The sequence below is a fragment of the Staphylococcus sp. SUC_1.2 genome (genome assembly GCF_026222585.1).
In genome coordinates this window covers 1-19509 of the sequence record NZ_JANJPM010000032.1, presented here as the reverse complement: position 1 = coordinate 19509, position 19509 = coordinate 1, and the positions used below count along the sequence as shown (strand labels likewise).

Below are 19509 nucleotides of genomic sequence, written 5' to 3'. Positions count from 1 at the left end.
AAATAGTGATAAACTGATTGACAGTTAACCACTATTTTAAGTGTCCTTTTTTAATTAAGGTTATTTATTGTAGTTTGCTTTTAAGAATCTTTCTAATCGACGCATACCCTCTTTTAAGACATCCATATCATATGCATAAGAGATACGAATGTAACCTTTACCCATATCGGTGAATGATGATCCGGGAACCATTGCTACGTGTGCTTCTTCAAGCACTTTGACGCAGAAATCGAAATCATCAGAAGTATAGTTACGAATACTTGGGAATATATAAAAAGCACCTTCTGGTTGAGCATCCAATTCGAAGCCCAATTCTTTTAATTTACTTACTAAATAGTTACGACGCTCTATATAAGCTCGGTTCATGTATTGAGGCGCATCTAATCCTTCATTAAGTGCAGCAATACATGCGATTTGTGACGGAACATTTGCACATATACAATTATATGCATGCATAAATGTTAACTTTTCAATTAGGTACTCAGGACCTAGTAAGAAGCCTATACGAATACCGGTAGCGGAGTGAGACTTACTTAACCCACCAATAAGTAATAATTGATCACGAATTTCCTCAAATTCTGCAAATGAGACATGACTACCTTTGAAAGTATTTTCTGCATAAATTTCATCGCTAATAATAAAAATTTCTTTTTCTTTCAAATAATTTACAATGCCTTTTACTTCATCACGTTCTAATATCACACCAGTTGGATTCGTAGGATAATTCAGCAAAATTACTTTTGTTTTATCAGTGTAATGTTGCGCAATTAATTCTGGAGTGATTTTAAATTCTGTATTTGTAGTATCTATATAAATAGGCTTACCACCTAATGTTTCAACTAAAGGAATGTAGCCTGCATAAATAGGTCCTGGAATTAATATCTCATCTCCAGGTTCGATAATACTTCGCAATGATGTATCAAGCGCTTCACTCGCGCCATTCGTAATAATGATTTCCTCTTCACTATAATAAAAACTGTACTTATTTTTGAAATAATTACTTATTGCCTGTCGAGTTTCCGGCAATCCCTTATTGTGTGAGTAACTCGTTTTATCTTCTTTAATCGCATTGATGTATACCTCTTTTACCACATCTGGCATAGGAAAGTCGGGTTGACCAATCGTTAAATTTACACAATCATCAATGTGCTTCATACGATTGGAGAACTGGCGTATACTTGGTGCTCTTAAAAATTTGGAATTCGTATTTAAAGATAATTTCATTTTTTACACCTCAAAAAACCAAATTATAGTAACCTTGAATGTTACTACAAAATTTTTAGAATAATCTTATAATAACATATTTTTGAGTCACCATAATTTGGCAAGTCCGTTTGTATTAAATTTTTTTATTATCCTCTAAAAGAAGAAGGTTTCTTTAAATTAATTAAAGGATTCGTCCATTTACAAACAAAGTTCGTCGATAGTAAATATACAATTAATACTGAAATGAGAATTAAATAACCGTAAGTGAATACTGATATATGATCTTTAAAAGGATATATTTCCAATCCTCTAACTATACCTATAACTAAACCATGTAATAAATAGACGTACATTGTGCGATTTCCTATATAAGTATAAACACGTTTATGATTACTCATTAAATTGAGAAATGAGAACATAGCTACAAAGATAACGAAGTATAGCAATAGTCTTTTCAATGGGCTGTACACATCTTCATTATTATTTTCAAGTGAAGTATAGGGACTACTACCCAAAAGCCAATCTGAATTGATTGGGTGTATATAGTAAACGATGAAAAATATAATAAGTACAATGATTGAAATTAGCCTTAATTTTTTATTTCTCAATAATTGAGTATGCGCTCGCGTTGTTAAATAACCAACATAAAAAATCGGGAAAAATACGATTGTTCTTGAAATACTCATATAACCATCGATATCATCAGAAAAACCTGCAAGTATTGAAATAATCAAAGCGACAGGTAACACATAATACGCTTTATAGCGACGTACTATGACAAGGATGACATGGAAACAAAATAATGTAAGTAAGAACCACAAAGCAAATACAGGATTAAAAGGGTCCATTTGAATTGCATCACTTTTACTAGTTACAAAATAATAGATAGAAAAGAATGCATAAAATATAGCGTAAGGTGCGATTAACTTTTTAGCTACATTCTCTAGATAATGTGGTTTATCTAAATGTTTCGCAAAGTATCCAGAGATAAATAAAAACGATGGCATATGGAAACTATAAATTAACAAATATAATGCGGATAAATATTTACTTTCAGAAGTATAAGGTTGAATCATATGACCGAATACGACTAAAAAGATAAGGATGGCGCGCGCGTTATCGAAAAAGTAATCTCTTTTTGTATCCATCGACATACGATTGTCTCCTTTTTAATTAATAACTGTATTTAATTTAGTATATATTAACATTGAAATGCAACAATTTAGGATGAAATGTTGGGTAATAACTATTATTTGTATGTAAATTCTATTTGATTTTAGAAAATTAGATTTAAATATGAATAGTATTTGCATAATAGGGAAGAGCAAGTTATCACATTAAAGGAGTGGATCAACATTAACATATTAAAAGACATAATTAAGCTGATACATTCAATGGTAGGTGGGAGTATCATCGGTCGAATCATAGCAAAGGAATCACGACAGGACTACAAAAATTTTAGAAAACCACCATTTTCTCCACCTACAAAAGCATTTCCGATTGTCTGGCCAATATTATATTTATTAATGGGCGTTTCTTATTTAATCACTACTAAAAATAAAACAAAGACAACTCGAATTAAAGTGACACATTATACGCAGTTAACTTTAAACTATTTATGGTCGATACTTTATTTTAAAAAGAAAGTAAGAGGTATTGCATTCATTGAGAGTATCATGTTGTTTATCTCAGTAGTTACTAATGCAGTATCAATGTTTAAAATACATCGAGTGGCTGGATTATTACAGATTCCATACGTACTTTGGTCTGCATTTGCAAGTTATTTAAATGCCGGTAATTATTACCTTAACAAGGACAATCCTAATTATAAATAACAATAGCAATGGATTTAATCAATGATTCATAGTTTAAATATATATTTAGCGAGTTGCTTTAAAACTTAATGAAATTAAAATTGAATTATTTAGAATTGTATTGTGACAAAATATTGAAAGTACATGACATATAAAAAAATCATAGTATAATAGTATTATCAATTACAAAAGTGGAGTAGAACAACAATGTATAATCAACTAGAAAAACTTATTACACTAACTAATAATGACCTTAATTTGGTTAATAGACGTTTTGGACAACGTACAGATATTACAAATGATCAATTAGAACTATTGAGAATTTTATATAGTTATGATCGATTGTCGCAATATGATTTAACGATGAAGATTAGTAGAGAACAATCCATTGTATCTAGATGGATTAAGAAATTAGTGCAAAAAGGATATATAACTAGTCTACAATCCCATGAAGATTTACGTTGCAAAGACTTATACCTAACAGAAGAAGCTCGTAATTTGATTCAACAAATCAATACGGCAAGATGTGAGTTAATAGAAGCACGTTGTCAGTGTCTAAGTAAGGAAGAAATTCAAAGTTTAAATCAACTATTAGATAAGCTAAATAGTCGTCATATATATATTTAAATAAATGAGTCCTATTGTCTTAATGAATTTATCCAAATGATCATTATAGCGATAGGGCTTTTTTAGTATAGTAAAATGGGCATAAAGAATATAACTTTTAATTCAATATTTAAAATTGTACGAACTAGCAACATATATAATTAAAATAATTATAAAAAGACAATTTCTATAGATTATCAATAGAAATTGTCTTTTTAATTTGTCCAAGAACTTAATGTCCTAGAATCTTGGTAATTCAAATGAGAATTTTATGTCTCATTCAATTTATTAGTGAATATAGTTATTTATTTACTATAGCTTGAGATATCAAAATATTTACCAACAGCTTTAATTTCATTATAAAGTTGTTTTAAATATTGAGCGTTAGCATTAGCCCAATTAATATCAGTTGCATATTGGTGTGTAGCAGGGTGGTCTGGATTCCAACGCATTTTATATAGCGTGTTTTGGCCTGCTTTAATATAGTCTTTACCTATAAATTTAGCACCACCAATAATCGCTTTAGATACTGAATTCCAACCAGCTTGCTTAGCATAATTAATACCATTGTATAGTGGATTAGCGTCAAAAGCAGCTATACCAAATACATTATGATATTTTGTAGCACTTTTAGTTGTAACATAATTATTTACGATGTTTGCACCTTTAGCTAATTGAGATTGACCATTACCAGTTTCAATTAATGCATGTGCAATTAAGTAAATTTCATTGATACCTGAAGTAGCAGCAGCTTGACTGAATGCTTGACCTTGATTTTCAAGAACACCTTTACCTTTAAGTAATTGATTTAAACTTGCTACAGAAAGATTTTGCGGGCGATCTAAGCGTAAGAATTGGTATTTAAGCGTATCATCTTTAGCTAATTTTTCTGTATTCATAGCATTTTTAATTTCACTATAAGTTGCGTTTGACCAACCATAACCATTTCTTTGAACTTGTGGTGGAGCCCCGTACGCATTTTGTTGAAGTGATACAACTTGATTTAATGTTCTATATGATTTTGAATATTTAACTAATTCTTTTTTCAAATCAGTATCTTTAATCCATACATATTTGCCATTACTTAATTTACCATAATACCAAGTTTTACCATTAACGACTTTACGATTTGTAACTTGGAAAATTTGTTCATTAAAAGCTTTTAATGAAGTTGCTTTAGCTGAACTAGGGTCATCATAGTAATAACCATTAGTTGTGTTGATAATAAATTCATATTGATATTTTTCACCATTATCTGATGAAATATTTGATGAAGTTAAATCATTCTTAGCGATCCAACCAGTTTTACCGTTAACTGTACCGTATAGATAAGTTGTGTTTCCAATAACAACTGATTTAGATACTTTAAATGATTTATTAGCTAAATCTTTATTATCTAAACGTTGTTGGTTTGTACCCCATGCAATTGAGTATAGACCATTATTTTTGTTGTTAATTTTATAAGTACCTGATGTTTTTTGTTCAGAACTAGAGTTTTGAACTTTCAAGTCTTTAACATTGAACCAACCTAAAGGTGTATTTGTCGTAGTATTTTGAAGTAACACATAAGTATTACCATCAATTGTTTTTTCTTTAGAAACGTTGAAAGTACGATTAGCATACTTAGTTGCATTTTTACCTGTTTTATCATAAACAGTTGCACGTGCACCACTGTTGTTCGCATTAACTTGAGCTACTTTAGACACAGTTTGAGTTGATGTAGTAGATGGCTTAGTAGCTTTAGTGTTTACAGCAAATTTAGCATTTACTTTAGGTGTTTGTTTAACATCAGTTGATTTAATCCAACCCCAAATATTGTTGATTACACCGTGTAAGTAAGTTTCGTTACCAACTTTAAGGTTATCAATTGATTTTAACTGTTTACCACTTGAAGGTACTGTAGCTTTAACTTGTTTAGCTGTTCCCCAAGGTGTGTCGTAAATATTTGCATTTCCATTAATATCGTAATAAGTGGCATTAGTTTTGTTAGGTGTTGTAGTTTTAACAGAAATTTCTGAAGCAGGTACCCAACCACGTGAAGTATTACCGTTATAATCAGAAATTAAGTAATAATCTTTATTGTTCAACGTAGCTTTCTTAGTAATGTTGTACGTTTTTCCACCAATAGTTGCGTTAGCTTTCACATTTTTATCATAAACGGTTGTATACGTTCCTTTATTCTTAGTAGAAACTTGACCTAATGTATTCTTAAGATTCGATACTTTTAAAGTATTATCTACAGTAGGTGTTTTACTTCCAGAAGATGGTTTAGTTATATTAGATAGAAATGCTTGGCTAACCCATCCATTTTTACCATTTAAAGACCCATATAAATAAGTGGCTTTGCCAACTTGTTGAGACTTTGTTGCTTTAAATGGTGCTGTATTAGATTTTGAAACAGTTCCAGCTACTTGATTATAGTTACCCCATGGCACTGTATATAGAGTAGCACCTGATTTTATATTATATGATTGGTTTACTTTTACAGGAGATTTTACTGTATTATAAACGGTTTCTCCTTGCTTAACCCAACCGTAAACTTTACCACTATTGTAGTCAGATACTAGATAATACTTATCTTTACCAAGTGTGGCAGATTTAGTTACAGATAAAGTGTTATGAACTTGGTTAGTAGCTTTACCTTTATCATCATAAACTGTTGTGTAAACACCACTATTATCAGTTTTAATTTGAGCTAAGCCACTATTAGACTTAACAGTTAATTTAGGTGATGTAGTAGTGGAACCACTATTACTAGAACCACCTTTATTGGTATTCGATGAACTACTACTGCTTGAAGTAGTACCCCAAGGTGCTACTTGGCCTGTTTTAATTAAATATTTTTCATTAATTAAATCGTATAATTCATTATAAGTATAATTATGGCTTTGTAGGTAAGCGTGTGGGTCAGAATGGTCAGTACCACCTAGGAATCGACTAATTGCATAGTGAGTCCAAACTGTACCTTGACCATCATTTTCAGCACTATTAGGTGTTAATCCGTAATATTGTAATTGTGTTGCAGCATAATCTGCATAGTTATTCATTGATTTAGCGAATGAAGCATAGTCATGTGTATGAACAATTTCAACATTTATAAAACGACCATTAGCATTTGGACCCGCACCCCATGATAAGTAGTCAGTAGGGGCAGTTTCTATAATACGGTTACCGTCTACAAATGCATGAACGAAAGCTGAATTGTAATTGTTTTTCATGTAATTAATTTCGCCATCGATTGTTGAGTTATCATTAGCTGTATCATGAACTACAATACCTTCAGGTTTGCCAACACCATTACGATATCCATATTTAGGGAAATAAGATGAATAGTTTTCTTCGATTTTAGGTGCTTGTAAGTTATTCGAACGAATATAATTGTTGATTGATGAACTTACTTGTGGTTTATATTTCGGTAAAGATGATGTAGTTGCTTTAGCTGCATAACGTTTAACTGTTTTTACTGAAGTAGCAGGACCACCTTTGCCACCAACAGATCTAAATCCAGAATAACCTGATTGTGTACTGTTACTTGTAGATGTTTGAGTTGTTTTTGATGCTGATGCATTCTTAGTATTAGCTTCTTGTGATGTTTTAGCTTGATCTACGTTTACTTGAGTTGCATTATTATCATTATTACTATAAGTACTTACTTTCTTATCACTGCTTTGCTTAGACTCTATTTGGTTGTTAGACTGAGCCACTTGATTAGATTGTGATGGAGTAACAGATGATGAATTCAATTGATTCTTATTTGATGAAGTTAGACTATTCTCTTGTTGTGAGTTAGAGCTACTTTCATCAATTTGATTATTAACATATTGTGTAGTGTTTTGATTACTATTAGCAGACGTATCATCATTTGACTGAACTTGAGATGATGATAAAGCGTTTTTAGAAGCTTGCAATGTTTGCTTATTAGCATCAGTATTACTATGTGTGTTATTAATATTAGTTGTTTGATCAGATTTATTTGAAGTTGAAACTTCTTGCTCGTTATCTTGAACCTTAGCTAGCTCACTATTTGAATTAGTAGCGCTTGTGTTAGCAGTACTTTGATTTTGCGTACTTTGTTGATCTTGTGAAGTCTGTTGTGTTGTCGCTAAATTATCTAATTTAGCATCATACGTTTTGCTTACTGTAGCAACAGATGCTTTAACATCAGAAGGGTTTTGATACGTTTGTACCCCTGATACATTTTGAGCTGAATTAGTTACTTCTTTTTTAGCTTGCTCAGCATTTTCTATATTTTGTTGATCATCAATAACATTATTTGTATTATTCGAATTTTGATTCGCTTCAGCTGCATGTGCATGTTGTGAAGTAAATGCAGCACCAAATAATGTGATCGCAATCATCGAAGGAAATTTTAAATTAAACTTTTTTTTCATATTGTTACTCCTCATTATTTTTATTATTACAATGCTATTATAGTATTAAAATTTTGACTATGATTTGATTTAACTTATTTGTAAACTAACTTTAATACTTTCTTACAAATAGTGAACAAATTATGGTTTTACTAAGGACGATATTGCTAAGCAATGATAATTTAAAATACATTAGTTTAAGCTACTATTAAAAAAATGAGATAGTTTATTTAATTAATTACATGCACTCTATGAATTTAGAATATAAATAGTTTAAATATTCTTATACATTTTTATATGATCGATATTTTCCTCAATAAAAACTGGGCCAGTTTGAATATAACCTAGTTTCTCATAAAAGCCTTGAGCTTGTACTTGAGCATTTAAAACTAATTGATTGTATCCTTTATCTTTTGCAAAACGTTCAATAGCGTGCATCATTGTTTTGCCATATCCATCTTTTCTGTAAGGTTTTAAAATAGCAACTCTTTCTACTTTTGCTGCGTTGTTATAAGGTCTAAATCTCGCACATGCAAAAGGTACATGATTTTTGTCGTAGCCAATAATATGTATAGATTCTTCCTCAAATGAATCTAATTCATTTTCCAAGGGAACACCTTGTTCTTTCACAAATACTTCTCTTCTAATATAAAAGCATTCTGATAACATATCTTTGTTTTTTACTATTTCAAACATCTTACCCCCCCATATATGTAATTATTAAAAGTTGCAAAAATTAAATTTATAAAAGTATAAAGTTATTCTATATGATTTAAAGATATAAAAAAACTCCTTTTTACAACAAATTTGTAAAAAGGAGTGGAAATTATTTGATTATAAGGCTTCTTGGCGAACAATCGCACTGTACTGCCAAAATATTCTCATTTGAGCAATATTCCAATTATTCATTCCCATTGTAAAGCCTGAAGGTTTAAATAATGTTACATCAGTAACTTCTAATGCTGCCGCAATAAGATATTGAAGAGGAACGCTAATACTTTGCATTGTCTCAGTAATACCATTTTCATCATAAACCCATGAGAACGGTAAATCTGATTCAAAAACATCTACTTTATTGAAGATTTCTGGCAAAGCAAGAATGTAGCAAGCACCATTTACAATTGGATTAACAGAATTTTCACCATAGTAGACTAATAATGCTTCATAATTTTCACGATGTTCATGATTAACGTAAAAGAATTCACTTCTAAATAATGCCATGTCTTTGCTATGAATAATTTGTTGCTCTAAAACATTAAACATACCATTAATGTTAGCAGCTTTTTCATATGTTTTACGTGACATAGTTTGTGCTCCTCTCAATTAGTAAATTTGATTCATTTGATCTTGATTGTTATTGAATGAATTAGAACTATTTGTCTGATTGTAGTTATCACTTTGAGTACTACCTTGACTACTTTGGTCAATACCTTCATTTGAGTTTGAACTATTTTCTTCAGATGATTGTATATTATTATTGTTATCTGAATTTGTTGAATCATCGTTGTTATCATCAGAAGAAGATGAATCTTTTTGATTATTTTTCAATAAAGACTGATCAAGAGGTGTAAGTGGTATAAGTGTACCGTAATGTTTAATAACGCGTTGATCTAAGAATTCATCCTTATCTGTTATTTTAGATAGTCCTAAATCAGAACGCAATATATTTGAATATTTCATAATACTACTTACGCTCGGATTATAATAGTAAATATTTTGTAAGTAATCATCTTTACCTTTAAGTTGAGATTTTTTAAATTCAATGTCGTCAGATAAGTACATAGATGCTAGAGATTTGATTTCAGAAGAAGTTAAATTATGTTTCGCATTTTTCCCAACTATTTGTACTAAATCATCTAATTTGTCATATGAATCAAGGCTCTTAGCTTTTTGGAATAATAATTTAATTAAATCCATTTGTCTTTCGCCACGTTTTAAATCAGAATCATGATGTCGTGTTCTTGCAACGGCTAGCGCTTCATCACCATTAAGTTTTTGATAGCCTTTTTTAATTTTAATTCTACCGCTATCGTCTGTATTAGGCTCATTTAAGTCGTAAGGGACGTCATAATAAATACCGCCAAGTTCATCAACAGCCTCAACGAAGGCATCCATATTTACTCGAACATAGTAATCAACAGGAACGTTTAATGTCGCCTCGACAGAATCCATAGCTGCTACAGGTCCTCCGTAAGCATGTGCGTGAGTTATCTTATCGTAATAACCAACTTTTGGTATATAACTAATCGTATCACGTGGGATACTAAGTAATCGTATTTGACGCTTTTCAGGACTGAAGGTAGAAAGAATCATAGAATCCGTTCTTGAATGTTCTGTAGTTTGGCCATTTTTACGACGACCTTCATTATCATCAATTCCTAAAAATAAGATTGAAACAGCATCTTTAGAAGGATTTACTTTTCCTTCACGTATGTTTGATTGACGCTTCGAATCAGATTTATCGTATGAGGCTTGCATTGCACTTTCAGAAGTTTTATACAAATTGATGATAAAAATTACAGGAACAACGATTAGTACTAATGTAAGTAGCATCATAAAATATTTTAAAAATCGGTTCATAGCATTTGCTCCTATACATATTATCTTTTATAAGAGATTTTATGATTTGAAAAATAAAAATCGTTATATTTTTATTTAACATGAAGTATAAAATCAAAAATAAATTTATATTTTTTATTTTTTGCTTGTATTCAAAGTTGTAAGGATGGTGCAATTATATATAATGTATACTCTCATAGCCTTAAATTGTATTACTTTTTGGAGAGAATTACAACTTTAAGTTTAATACAAAATTTACATTATTAAAATAGAATTTACAAAAGATGATAAAGCAATATTAGATAATACTTTATCATACTAAAGTACGATGTAATAAAAAATTATAGGTGTATGATTAAAGAGATGAATTCAATGGTGTTGTGTTATATAATATAAAATATTAAACGAATAAAAAATGATTTAGATAGAATAGGTTTTAATTTAGATATACTTCTATAATTAGACGTAAGAGGGACCCCATGAAAAATAACAAATTAAAAATTATAGCTTTTATTTTAGTATTAATTGTTTTAATACTTCTCATTATATTATTCGTCATTAAAGTTACTAACTATAGTATCAAGGACAGTGAATATAACAATGTTAATGATAATAAGGCTTATATAGAACATCGTGATAAAAACCACAAAACAGTCGATAAGCTCAAAACGGTTCAAGCAAAAGATGATAATATTGAACAAATTAATACGTATTTAAAAAATGTCCATTTCAATGGATCAATTACAGTTTTAAAAGATGGAAAATTAATGCTTGATAAAGGTTATGGTTATCAAAATATTAGCAGTAAGAAAAAAAGCAATGCAAATACGATGTATTTAATTGGATCAGCTCAAAAATTCACTACTGGCTTAATACTCAAGCACTTAGAATTATCAAACAAAATTAATATTAATGACCCTGTTACTAAGTATTTGCCTTGGTTTAAGACAAATAAAACTATTACCTTGAAAGATTTAATGTTACATAGAAGTGGTTTATATAAATTTAGTGCTAATCCTAATACAAAGAGTTTAGATGGGGCAGTTCATGATATTCAAAGAAGAGGGATTAATAGTAAATATTATCATAAGCATTTATATAACGATGCTAACTATCTAGTTCTTGCGCAAGTTATAGAAGCAGTAACGCATCATTCTTATGTGGAAAATTATTATAAATTCTTAGCAGAACCCTATCATTTAGAGCATAGTGCTTTCTTTAATGAAAAGCCTTATAAAAAGAATATGGCTACTGGATATAAAGTGAAAAATGAGAAACTAAAAACGATGAAACCTAATACATTAGATCAATATTATGGTGCAGGAAATTTATTTATGTCTACACATGATATGGCTAGATTAGTTAATGATTTACAGCAAAATAATATTTTCAATCAAGCAGTTACAACATCTTTACTCCAAGAAATTGGAAGCACTAAATATCCAGAATCTTATAGATATGGATTCTATTCGACTCCTCAAGTCAATCGAATTAATGGTGTGTTTTTCGGTCAAATATTCACGGTATATTTTAATGAAGATTATATTATTGTACTGGCTACGAATAAAGTTGATTATTCTAAAGTGTCAAATGAGTCAATTATTTCTCATATTTATTATCAATTACTCGGTCAAAATATTTATGAAACCAAATAAAGAGAGCTATAACGAAATGTAATAAAAATGCATTTTGTTATAGCTTTTTTAATTTAAATGAATTATTTAATTGTGTCTTTAAATATTGAACAGTAGTTCTTATTTATACTTGAAGTAACAATTTTACAATTTGGATAGTGGGAGTCGTAATCAACAACTGTAGCTCCCTTGGTCAATGTCCCATGTAATTCAATTCGTACACTAGCTAGTATCGTTTCATAGCTTTCAGGATCAAGTAAATATAATACAGTGAAGACATCATATAATTTTAACCCTTTAGCGAAGTCATTCTCTCTATAATGTTGAAAGATTTGATAGAGCATTGCACTTGTTCTACTCAAATGCTCAAATGATGCTAAATAGTCATGAGTTAACAGCGATTGTCGTGCTAAATCAAGTCCAATCATAGTAATGGGAAGGTCACTCTCAAATACAATATGTGCTGATTCAGGATCACTATAGATATTAAACTCTGCAAGTGGCGTTACATTACCTCGTCCTGAACTTCCTCCCATTAAGACAATTTCTCTAATATGATCTTTAACTTCAGGAAACGTACTTATCAATAGAGCAATATTCGTAAGTGGACCTAACGCTATAAGCGTAATAGGGGTGTCTGAATGTAAAAGTATCTCCCTCATTGCAGATATTGAGTTAGTAGAAGCTAATTGGTCATTTGATATAGATGGGAAGTCGTATCCATACATACCACTTTCTCCATGAACTTGGCTTGCATCTATTGCTTTATTAATTAACGGTTTTGCAGAACCTCTGTGAACAGGTACGTCACTATTGAAGAAAGCTTTTAATTTCAGAGCATTAGAAGTCGTTTTTTCTATACTGACATTTCCATTGACTGTGGAAATCATTTTTACATCGAAGAATGGATGTAATAGGGCAACACTCAATGCAGCAGCATCATCAATTCCTGGATCAGTATCTATGATTATAGGTAAAGTCATTATTCAAATGCATCTCCTTCACAATAAATGATTTAAATTAAAGATAACTTAAATCAGGTATGATATGAAAGCATAAAGAAAGAACCTGTTTGAAACTCTGACGAGTTTCATAACAGGTTCTTTGTGTGAGATAAATATTAAATTATAAGTGGTGAGAATGTCCACCTTGCATAACCCAATACGTACCAATAACAGTCACTAATGTGATGATAATCGCAAAGATAACTTTGAACGATTGTACTTGACCATCTTTTCCTTCAGTTAAGTGCATGAACATTAATAATTGAACTGCAGCTTGAATAAAAGCAAAGCCAAAGATGATTGTTGTTTTAGCATGGAATGTCATGTTTGTGTATAGAGTTACGAAAACTGCTAATAACGTCAAGACGATTGAGGCAATAAAGCCGACTGTATGTTTTACGATTGTATTCATCCGCTATACACCATCCCTATCATATATACGGCAGTGAAGATGAAGATCCAAACAACATCTAAGAAGTGCCAGTATAAACTTACAATGAATAATTTAGGAGCATTATATTTATTAAGACCACGTGTAGCCACTTGAATTAATAAACAAATGATCCAACCAATACCTAATGATACGTGAGCACCGTGTGTACCTAATAGGATGAAGAAACTAGACCAATAAGATCCAATTTGTGGTGTTACGCCTTCAGAAACATAGTGAGCAAATTCGTAAATTTCGAATCCAACGAACACTAGACCTAAAAGGACAGTAAGAATCATCCAGAACATCATTAAGTTTTGTTTTTCTTTACGCATGTAATAAATTGAAATACCACATGTGTAAGAACTAATTAATAAGGCAAACGTCATAATTAATACAAGCGGTAACTCGAATAATTCTGTTGTCATTTTGCCAGCATAATCGCCACCATGTTGCAACGTTAATAACGTTGCGAACAAGGTACCGAATAATGAGAATTCGGCTGTAAGGAAAATCCAGAAGCCAAGTTTATTTAATTGACCTTCGTGCGTACGTGAATCAACAGTATTTGTATCATGACTCATGACCTACAGCCTCCCTTTCTTTAATACGAGCTTCTCTTAAGCGAGCTTCATTTTCAGCAACTTCAGAAGCAGGGATATGATAACCATGATCTTGTACGAAACTTTGGTAAACTAATGAACCAAGAATACCTACTAAGCAGATTGCAGCAGGGATTACAGTTTCGAAGATTAAGAAGAAACCACCTAATAACATGAATATACCCATAATTACACCTGTGTGTGTATTGTTTGGCATATGAATGTCTTTATAATTATGGTTATCTAAATAATGACGACCATGTTCTTTCATATCAACAAATGTATCATAGTCATTCCAATCTGGAGTGATAGCAAAGTTGTATTTAGGTGGAATTGCAGAAGCAGTAGACCACTCTAAAGTACGTCCAAGACCATCCCAGTTATCTCCAGTAGCTTCACGTGGAGCTTTGATATGACTGTATACAATGCTTACTACTAAGAATAGGAAACCAACAGCCATTAATAATGCACCAATAGTAGAGATTACGTTTAATAACCACCAACCATCAGAAGGCATATAAGTGTATAAACGACGAGGCATTCCGTCTAATCCAAGAATGAATTGTGGTAAGAAACATACGTTAAATCCAATCATGAATAACCAGAAGCACCATGCGTTTAATTTTTCGTTTAATTTGTAACCCATCATCTTAGGATACCAGAAGATTAAACCAGCTAGGCAGGCAAATACAACACCAGTAACCAATGTATAGTGGAAGTGAGCTACTAAGAAATAAGTATTATGGTATTGATAGTCAGCTGATGCCATCGCTAACATTACACCTGTAACCCCACCTAATAAGAAGTTAGGGATGAAGGCTAATGAGAATAGCATAGGTGACTCGAACGTAATACGTCCTTTATATAATGTTAATAACCAGTTAAATAATTTAACTCCGGTTGGTACACCGATTAACATTGTTGAGATTGAGAAGAATGAGTTGATTAAAGCACCATTACCCATTGTGAAGAAATGGTGAACCCAAACTAAGAAACTTAAGAATGCGATACCAGCAGTTGCCCACACCATACTTTGGTGTCCGAATAAACGTTTACGAGCAAATGTTGGAATAATTTCTGAATAAATACCAAATGCAGGCAAGATAACGATATAAACCTCAGGGTGCCCCCATACCCAGAAGAAGTTTGCCCATAACATTGGCATACCGCCATCGGCAACTGTAAAGAATGCAGTTCCAAATACACGGTCAAAAGTCATTAATGCAAGTACAACTGTGAATACTGGGAACGCAAGAATTACGATTAAAGTCGTAATAAATGTTGTTACAGTAAACATTGGCATTTGCATGAATTTCATTGTTGGTGTTTTACATCTAAGTATTGTTACGAAGAAGTTAATACCAGTCATTAAAGTACCAATACCTGAAATCTGAATTGCGACTAGGTAATAGTTAACACCTGGGCCTGGACTAAATTCACCAGCTAATGGTGCATAGTTTGTCCAACCAGCTGCTGGTGAACCACCAATAATGAATGAAAGGTTGAATAAAATCATACCAACGAAGAATAACCAGAAACTAATGTTATTCATAACTGGGAACGCCACATCACGAGCCCCAATTTGTAGTGGAACGACTACGTTCCATAAACCAAATACGAATGGCATAGCCATAAAGATAATCATGATAACGCCGTGCGTACTGAATATTTCGTTATAGTGATTTGATTCCAAGAAAGTATTATCTGGAATTGTTAATTGAGTACGTAATAGTAATGCATCAATACCACCACGAACGAACATAAGTACGGCACAAATTAAGTACATTAAACCGATTTTTTTATGGTCTACGGATGTGAACCATTCTTTGTAAAGATATTTCCATAACTTGAAGTAAGTAATTACTGCGATTAAACCAATAACTAGGAATGGCGCACCAATTTGTGCCATTGTAATCATCCAGTTACCTTTAACGAGCAATTGATCCCATGGAAAATTCATTAATGTCCACCTCCATGATCATTGTCTGCTTTGCTACCAAATTTAGACGCATTTTCGTCTTTTGCACTTTTACTGATTTTTTCCATTTCCTTAGAGTTATGATCTTCTTCTTTCTTGAATTCATTATCATAAGGATCATTGTTACCAAGAATCATAGGTTTCATACCATGACGCTTATAGTTAGCGTTAGTGATTTGAACCTTACGAGCTGGTTTTTGTGGTTTATCAGTAACATCTTTGTACAAGTCTTTCTCAGCTACAAAGTTAGGATCTTTTTGAACATAGTTGTAACGTTTGTAAGCGTAGAAGATGTACTCTGGATCAGCTGCAGGGTCAACGAATGCCATATGCGTACCACTGAATGTCAATTCTTTATTAGGTGTACTTGGTAAGAGTTGTTTATCAAACTCATCTTGGCTAAGTGTTTTCTTGCTCTTAGCATCTTTAACCCAAGAATCGAATTCACTTTGGTCTACAGAGTGAACTTTAAACGTTTGGCGAGAGAAACCTTCACCATTAAAGTTTGAGTTACGTCCTCTGAAAGTACCTGTTTCATCGGCTTGTAAAGTCCAATTCATTGTCATGCCAGTCATGGCATATTTTTGACCACCTAATTGAGGAATCCAGAAACTTGTCATCGTATCCATAGCTTGTAATTTGAATACTACAGGACGATTTTTAGGAATAGTTAAAGTATTAACAGTTTCAACTTTTTGTTCTGGATAAGCGAAGAACCATTTGTATCCAGCACTTACTGCGTATACAACCATTGGATCTTCTTTACTTTCTGGTGGTTTCTCATAATCGTATAAAGTTTTAACTGTTGGAATAGATAAAGCAATTACGATAATGATAGGTACCACAAACCAAATTGTTTCAATTAAAGAATTGTGGTGCATCTTACCAGTTTCGCTGTTTTTATTGTAGCTATACTTGAAAATAAAAATAGCGAACATGGTAAGTACAACAGCAACAATAACAAGCATGAAGATGATTGAATAGATAATCAAGAACTTCTGACTACTTGCTACTGGCCCTTTTGCATTAAATACTTCAACATTCGAACAACCACTAAGTAAAATTAGCGTGCCGAACATTAGAAGCAAAGACTTAAATTTTGACACTTTTTTGACCTCCTAATACTACAAATGTAGGGCTTATCATTAATTTTAGTTTATTACGCAATATTTACAAGTACTTATCCGAAAAAAATTATAATTATATATAGGAAACAACTAGAAACAATAGGAATGACGGGGAATGTAAGATTTGTTAAAATTATGTGTCTATTCTGTGAAAAATGACAAATTTAAGTGAAATACGCATATAGTTGAGAAACGTTATCATTTTCAGTGTTTTCAAGGTTTTTTGACACAAAAAAAGATGAGATTATTCATCTCATCTCAAAAATTTGTCATATTATTTAACTTCTATGTATCGAGTTGAAGTTTCTTCTGCACCATCTGAATCAATGACATTATATTTCACTTTATATTTGCCTACTTTAGAAGTATCAACATGACCATCTACAGTGATCTTATGTGTTAAATCACCATCTTCTTTATCATAAGCACTAATTCCATTTAGTAGATTATAATTTTGGCCTTTTTCGATTACGATATCATTCACACCTCTAAGCTCAGGGGAGTGATTAGTTGTTGCTTCTGCACTTAAGTTGGGGGTAACTAGAGTTGCGGAGACGCCTAGCGCTGAAAGTGACTGGATTAGTTTATTCATTAAGTTAACCTCCGTTAAAAAAATAAAGTCATTGAGTAATTTAATTAAACTATACAATATATGCTGAAAATAAACATCATACTATAGTCCTAATATATCGTATTATTTTAAGAATTTAAATAATAAGAAGAAAAATATATATTAAGATTATGTAAAATGAACAATTTGTGAATTTAATTACAATTGATTTAAAAATTTTGCAAATTGGAATAGAATGAACTTGGAAAAGGTTTGAAATATTTAACTAAATGGGAGTGACTTTCATGTTAAATGAAAAAGAAAAAGGCATTATCAAAGAAACGGTACCTGTATTACAAGAGAAAGGCACTGAAATAACATCATATTTTTACAATAGAATGTTTAATCAACATCCAGAATTAAAAAATATGTTTAACCAAACGAACCAACAAAAAGGATTTCAATCAACTGCATTAGCACAAAGTGTTTTAGCAGCAGCTGTTAATATTGATAATTTAGGCAACATCATGCCTGTAGTTAAAGAAATCGCTTATAAACATTGTGCATTAGAAGTTCCGCCAGCAGGTTATGACATTGTTGGAGAAAATTTAATAGAAGCAATTAAGGCAGTAGTAGGACTAGAAGATGATCATCCAATTATCCAAACTTGGAAGAAAGCTTATCAAGAAATCGCAGATGTGTTTATTCAAGTTGAAAAAGATATCTATGCTAGTATGCTTTGGGAAGGTTTCCAACCTTTTGAAATCGAAAAAATCGAACAATTATCTTCAGATATCAAAGCTTTCACAGTTAAATCTACTGACTATGATTTAAGTCAATTTACACCTGGTGAATACATCACTGTGGATGTAAGTAGTGAAAAAATACCTTATCGTGCAAAACGACATTATTCAATTGTATCTGGAGAAAAAGAGCGCTTAACATTTGCTGTTAAACGTGATGTGACAACTGACCATGAAGGTGAAGTTTCAACTATATTGCATGATGAATTAAACGAAGGAGACAAAATTAATTTATCAGCACCTGTAGGTCCATTTGCGGTTGCAAATCCTGAAAACCCTCAATTATTTATTGGTGCGGGTATCGGTGTTACGCCATTAGTTTCAATGTTTAATGAAGTGATTGTTAAAGATAGCAATGCTCAATTTATTCAAGTAACTGGAGATGTCAACGATACACCATTCACTTCATATTTAGAAAATATTAGTCAAAAATCAGACAAAGCAAAATATGAACTTTATGATCGCGAAAAAAATGGCTATTTAACTAAAGAATACTTAGAAAAATATATAAGTGAAAATACAGAGATTTATGTTTGTGGTGGTGCTAAATTCATACAATCAGTTATTGAAGTATTAAAAGCATTAGATGTTGATCAAAGTCATATTCATTATGAAACATTTGTACCAAAATTAAGTGTTGCAGTTTAATATTGAAATAGATATTTATTAATAAGATTTTGTATAAATTATAAATGAATAAAGCACAGGGATGATATTTAATAAACATCATCCCTGTGCTTTTATTGTATAAAGAAAACCATACGCTATGCGTATGGTTCAGAAAAGGTTTCACCGTTATCTAAAAAAATGCATCTCTACGTGCTAA

The 19509-nt window shown here is 31.5% G+C and carries 16 protein-coding genes; 4 read left to right on the top strand and 12 right to left on the bottom strand.

From position 1 onward, the window contains the following. Positions 1-60: 60 nt before the first annotated feature. Entirely contained in the window at positions 61-1224 is a 1164-nt protein-coding gene (locus tag NR218_RS10470) for an aminotransferase class I/II-fold pyridoxal phosphate-dependent enzyme (RefSeq protein WP_265848519.1), read from the bottom strand. 128 nt (positions 1225-1352) lie between these two features. Then, on the bottom strand, positions 1353-2360 hold the full coding sequence (locus tag NR218_RS10465; protein ID WP_049426424.1) for an acyltransferase family protein: 1008 nt from the start codon (positions 2358-2360) through the stop codon (positions 1353-1355). 240 nt (positions 2361-2600) lie between these two features. On the opposite strand from NR218_RS10465, the gene NR218_RS10460 reads away from it, so the two are divergent. Beyond that, positions 2601-3041 (top strand): TspO/MBR family protein, encoded by a 441-nt coding sequence (locus NR218_RS10460; RefSeq protein ID WP_227489852.1) that lies wholly within the window; start codon positions 2601-2603, stop codon positions 3039-3041. A 186-nt stretch (positions 3042-3227) separates the two neighbouring features. Further along, the gene (locus tag NR218_RS10455; protein ID WP_011276183.1) at positions 3228-3647 is read left to right on the top strand and encodes a MarR family transcriptional regulator; all 420 of its coding nucleotides are present in this window, start codon (positions 3228-3230) and stop codon (positions 3645-3647) included. Between the two features lie 284 nt (positions 3648-3931). Here NR218_RS10455 and NR218_RS10450 read toward each other — a convergent pair whose 3' ends face one another. The 4 genes from NR218_RS10450 to NR218_RS10435 form a co-directional block, all read right to left on the bottom strand. Further along, a complete protein-coding gene (locus tag NR218_RS10450) occupies positions 3932-8017 on the bottom strand; it encodes a GW dipeptide domain-containing protein (RefSeq protein WP_049426423.1) in 4086 nt (1361 codons plus the stop codon). Positions 8018-8269: 252 nt separating this feature from the next. Then, positions 8270-8692 carry a GNAT family N-acetyltransferase gene (locus NR218_RS10445; protein WP_011276181.1) on the bottom strand — a complete coding sequence of 141 codons (423 nt, stop codon included), beginning with the start codon at positions 8690-8692 and terminating at the stop codon, positions 8270-8272. A 138-nt stretch (positions 8693-8830) separates the two neighbouring features. Continuing rightward, complete coding sequence (locus NR218_RS10440) at positions 8831-9301, bottom strand: DUF2538 family protein (protein ID WP_011276180.1); 471 nt, start codon at positions 9299-9301, stop codon at positions 8831-8833. Positions 9302-9319: 18 nt separating this feature from the next. Then, positions 9320-10576 (bottom strand): LCP family protein, encoded by a 1257-nt coding sequence (locus tag NR218_RS10435; RefSeq protein WP_011276179.1) that lies wholly within the window; start codon positions 10574-10576, stop codon positions 9320-9322. Positions 10577-11034: 458 nt separating this feature from the next. On the opposite strand from NR218_RS10435, the gene NR218_RS10430 reads away from it, so the two are divergent. Next, the gene (locus NR218_RS10430; protein ID WP_011276178.1) at positions 11035-12210 is read left to right on the top strand and encodes a serine hydrolase domain-containing protein; all 1176 of its coding nucleotides are present in this window, start codon (positions 11035-11037) and stop codon (positions 12208-12210) included. Between the two features lie 62 nt (positions 12211-12272). On the opposite strand, the gene rihC is transcribed toward NR218_RS10430, so the two are convergent. The 6 genes from rihC to NR218_RS10400 form a co-directional block, all read right to left on the bottom strand. Continuing rightward, positions 12273-13172, bottom strand: a complete 900-nt coding sequence (rihC, locus tag NR218_RS10425; protein WP_037557888.1) for a ribonucleoside hydrolase RihC — start codon at positions 13170-13172, stop codon at positions 12273-12275. Positions 13173-13314: 142 nt separating this feature from the next. After that, positions 13315-13605, bottom strand: coding sequence for a cytochrome aa3 quinol oxidase subunit IV (gene qoxD / locus NR218_RS10420; protein ID WP_011276176.1), 291 nt, complete (start codon positions 13603-13605; stop codon positions 13315-13317). Continuing rightward, a complete protein-coding gene (qoxC, locus tag NR218_RS10415) occupies positions 13602-14207 on the bottom strand; it encodes a cytochrome aa3 quinol oxidase subunit III (RefSeq protein WP_011276175.1) in 606 nt (201 codons plus the stop codon). The genes qoxD and qoxC overlap by 4 nt, the downstream gene beginning before the upstream one ends. Beyond that, positions 14197-16185 (bottom strand): cytochrome aa3 quinol oxidase subunit I, encoded by a 1989-nt coding sequence (gene qoxB / locus NR218_RS10410; RefSeq protein ID WP_011276174.1) that lies wholly within the window; start codon positions 16183-16185, stop codon positions 14197-14199. Before qoxB ends, qoxC begins: the two co-directional genes overlap by 11 nt. Next, positions 16185-17309, bottom strand: a complete 1125-nt coding sequence (gene qoxA / locus NR218_RS10405; protein WP_011276173.1) for a cytochrome aa3 quinol oxidase subunit II — start codon at positions 17307-17309, stop codon at positions 16185-16187. The genes qoxB and qoxA overlap by 1 nt, the downstream gene beginning before the upstream one ends. 295 nt (positions 17310-17604) lie before the next feature. Then, positions 17605-17922 (bottom strand): DUF5011 domain-containing protein, encoded by a 318-nt coding sequence (locus NR218_RS10400; protein ID WP_011276172.1) that lies wholly within the window; start codon positions 17920-17922, stop codon positions 17605-17607. A 263-nt stretch (positions 17923-18185) separates the two neighbouring features. On the opposite strand from NR218_RS10400, the gene NR218_RS10395 reads away from it, so the two are divergent. After that, positions 18186-19331: a globin domain-containing protein gene (locus NR218_RS10395; protein ID WP_037557890.1), complete on the top strand. Its 1146-nt coding sequence runs from the start codon at positions 18186-18188 to the stop codon at positions 19329-19331. Positions 19332-19509: the final 178 nt, after the last annotated feature.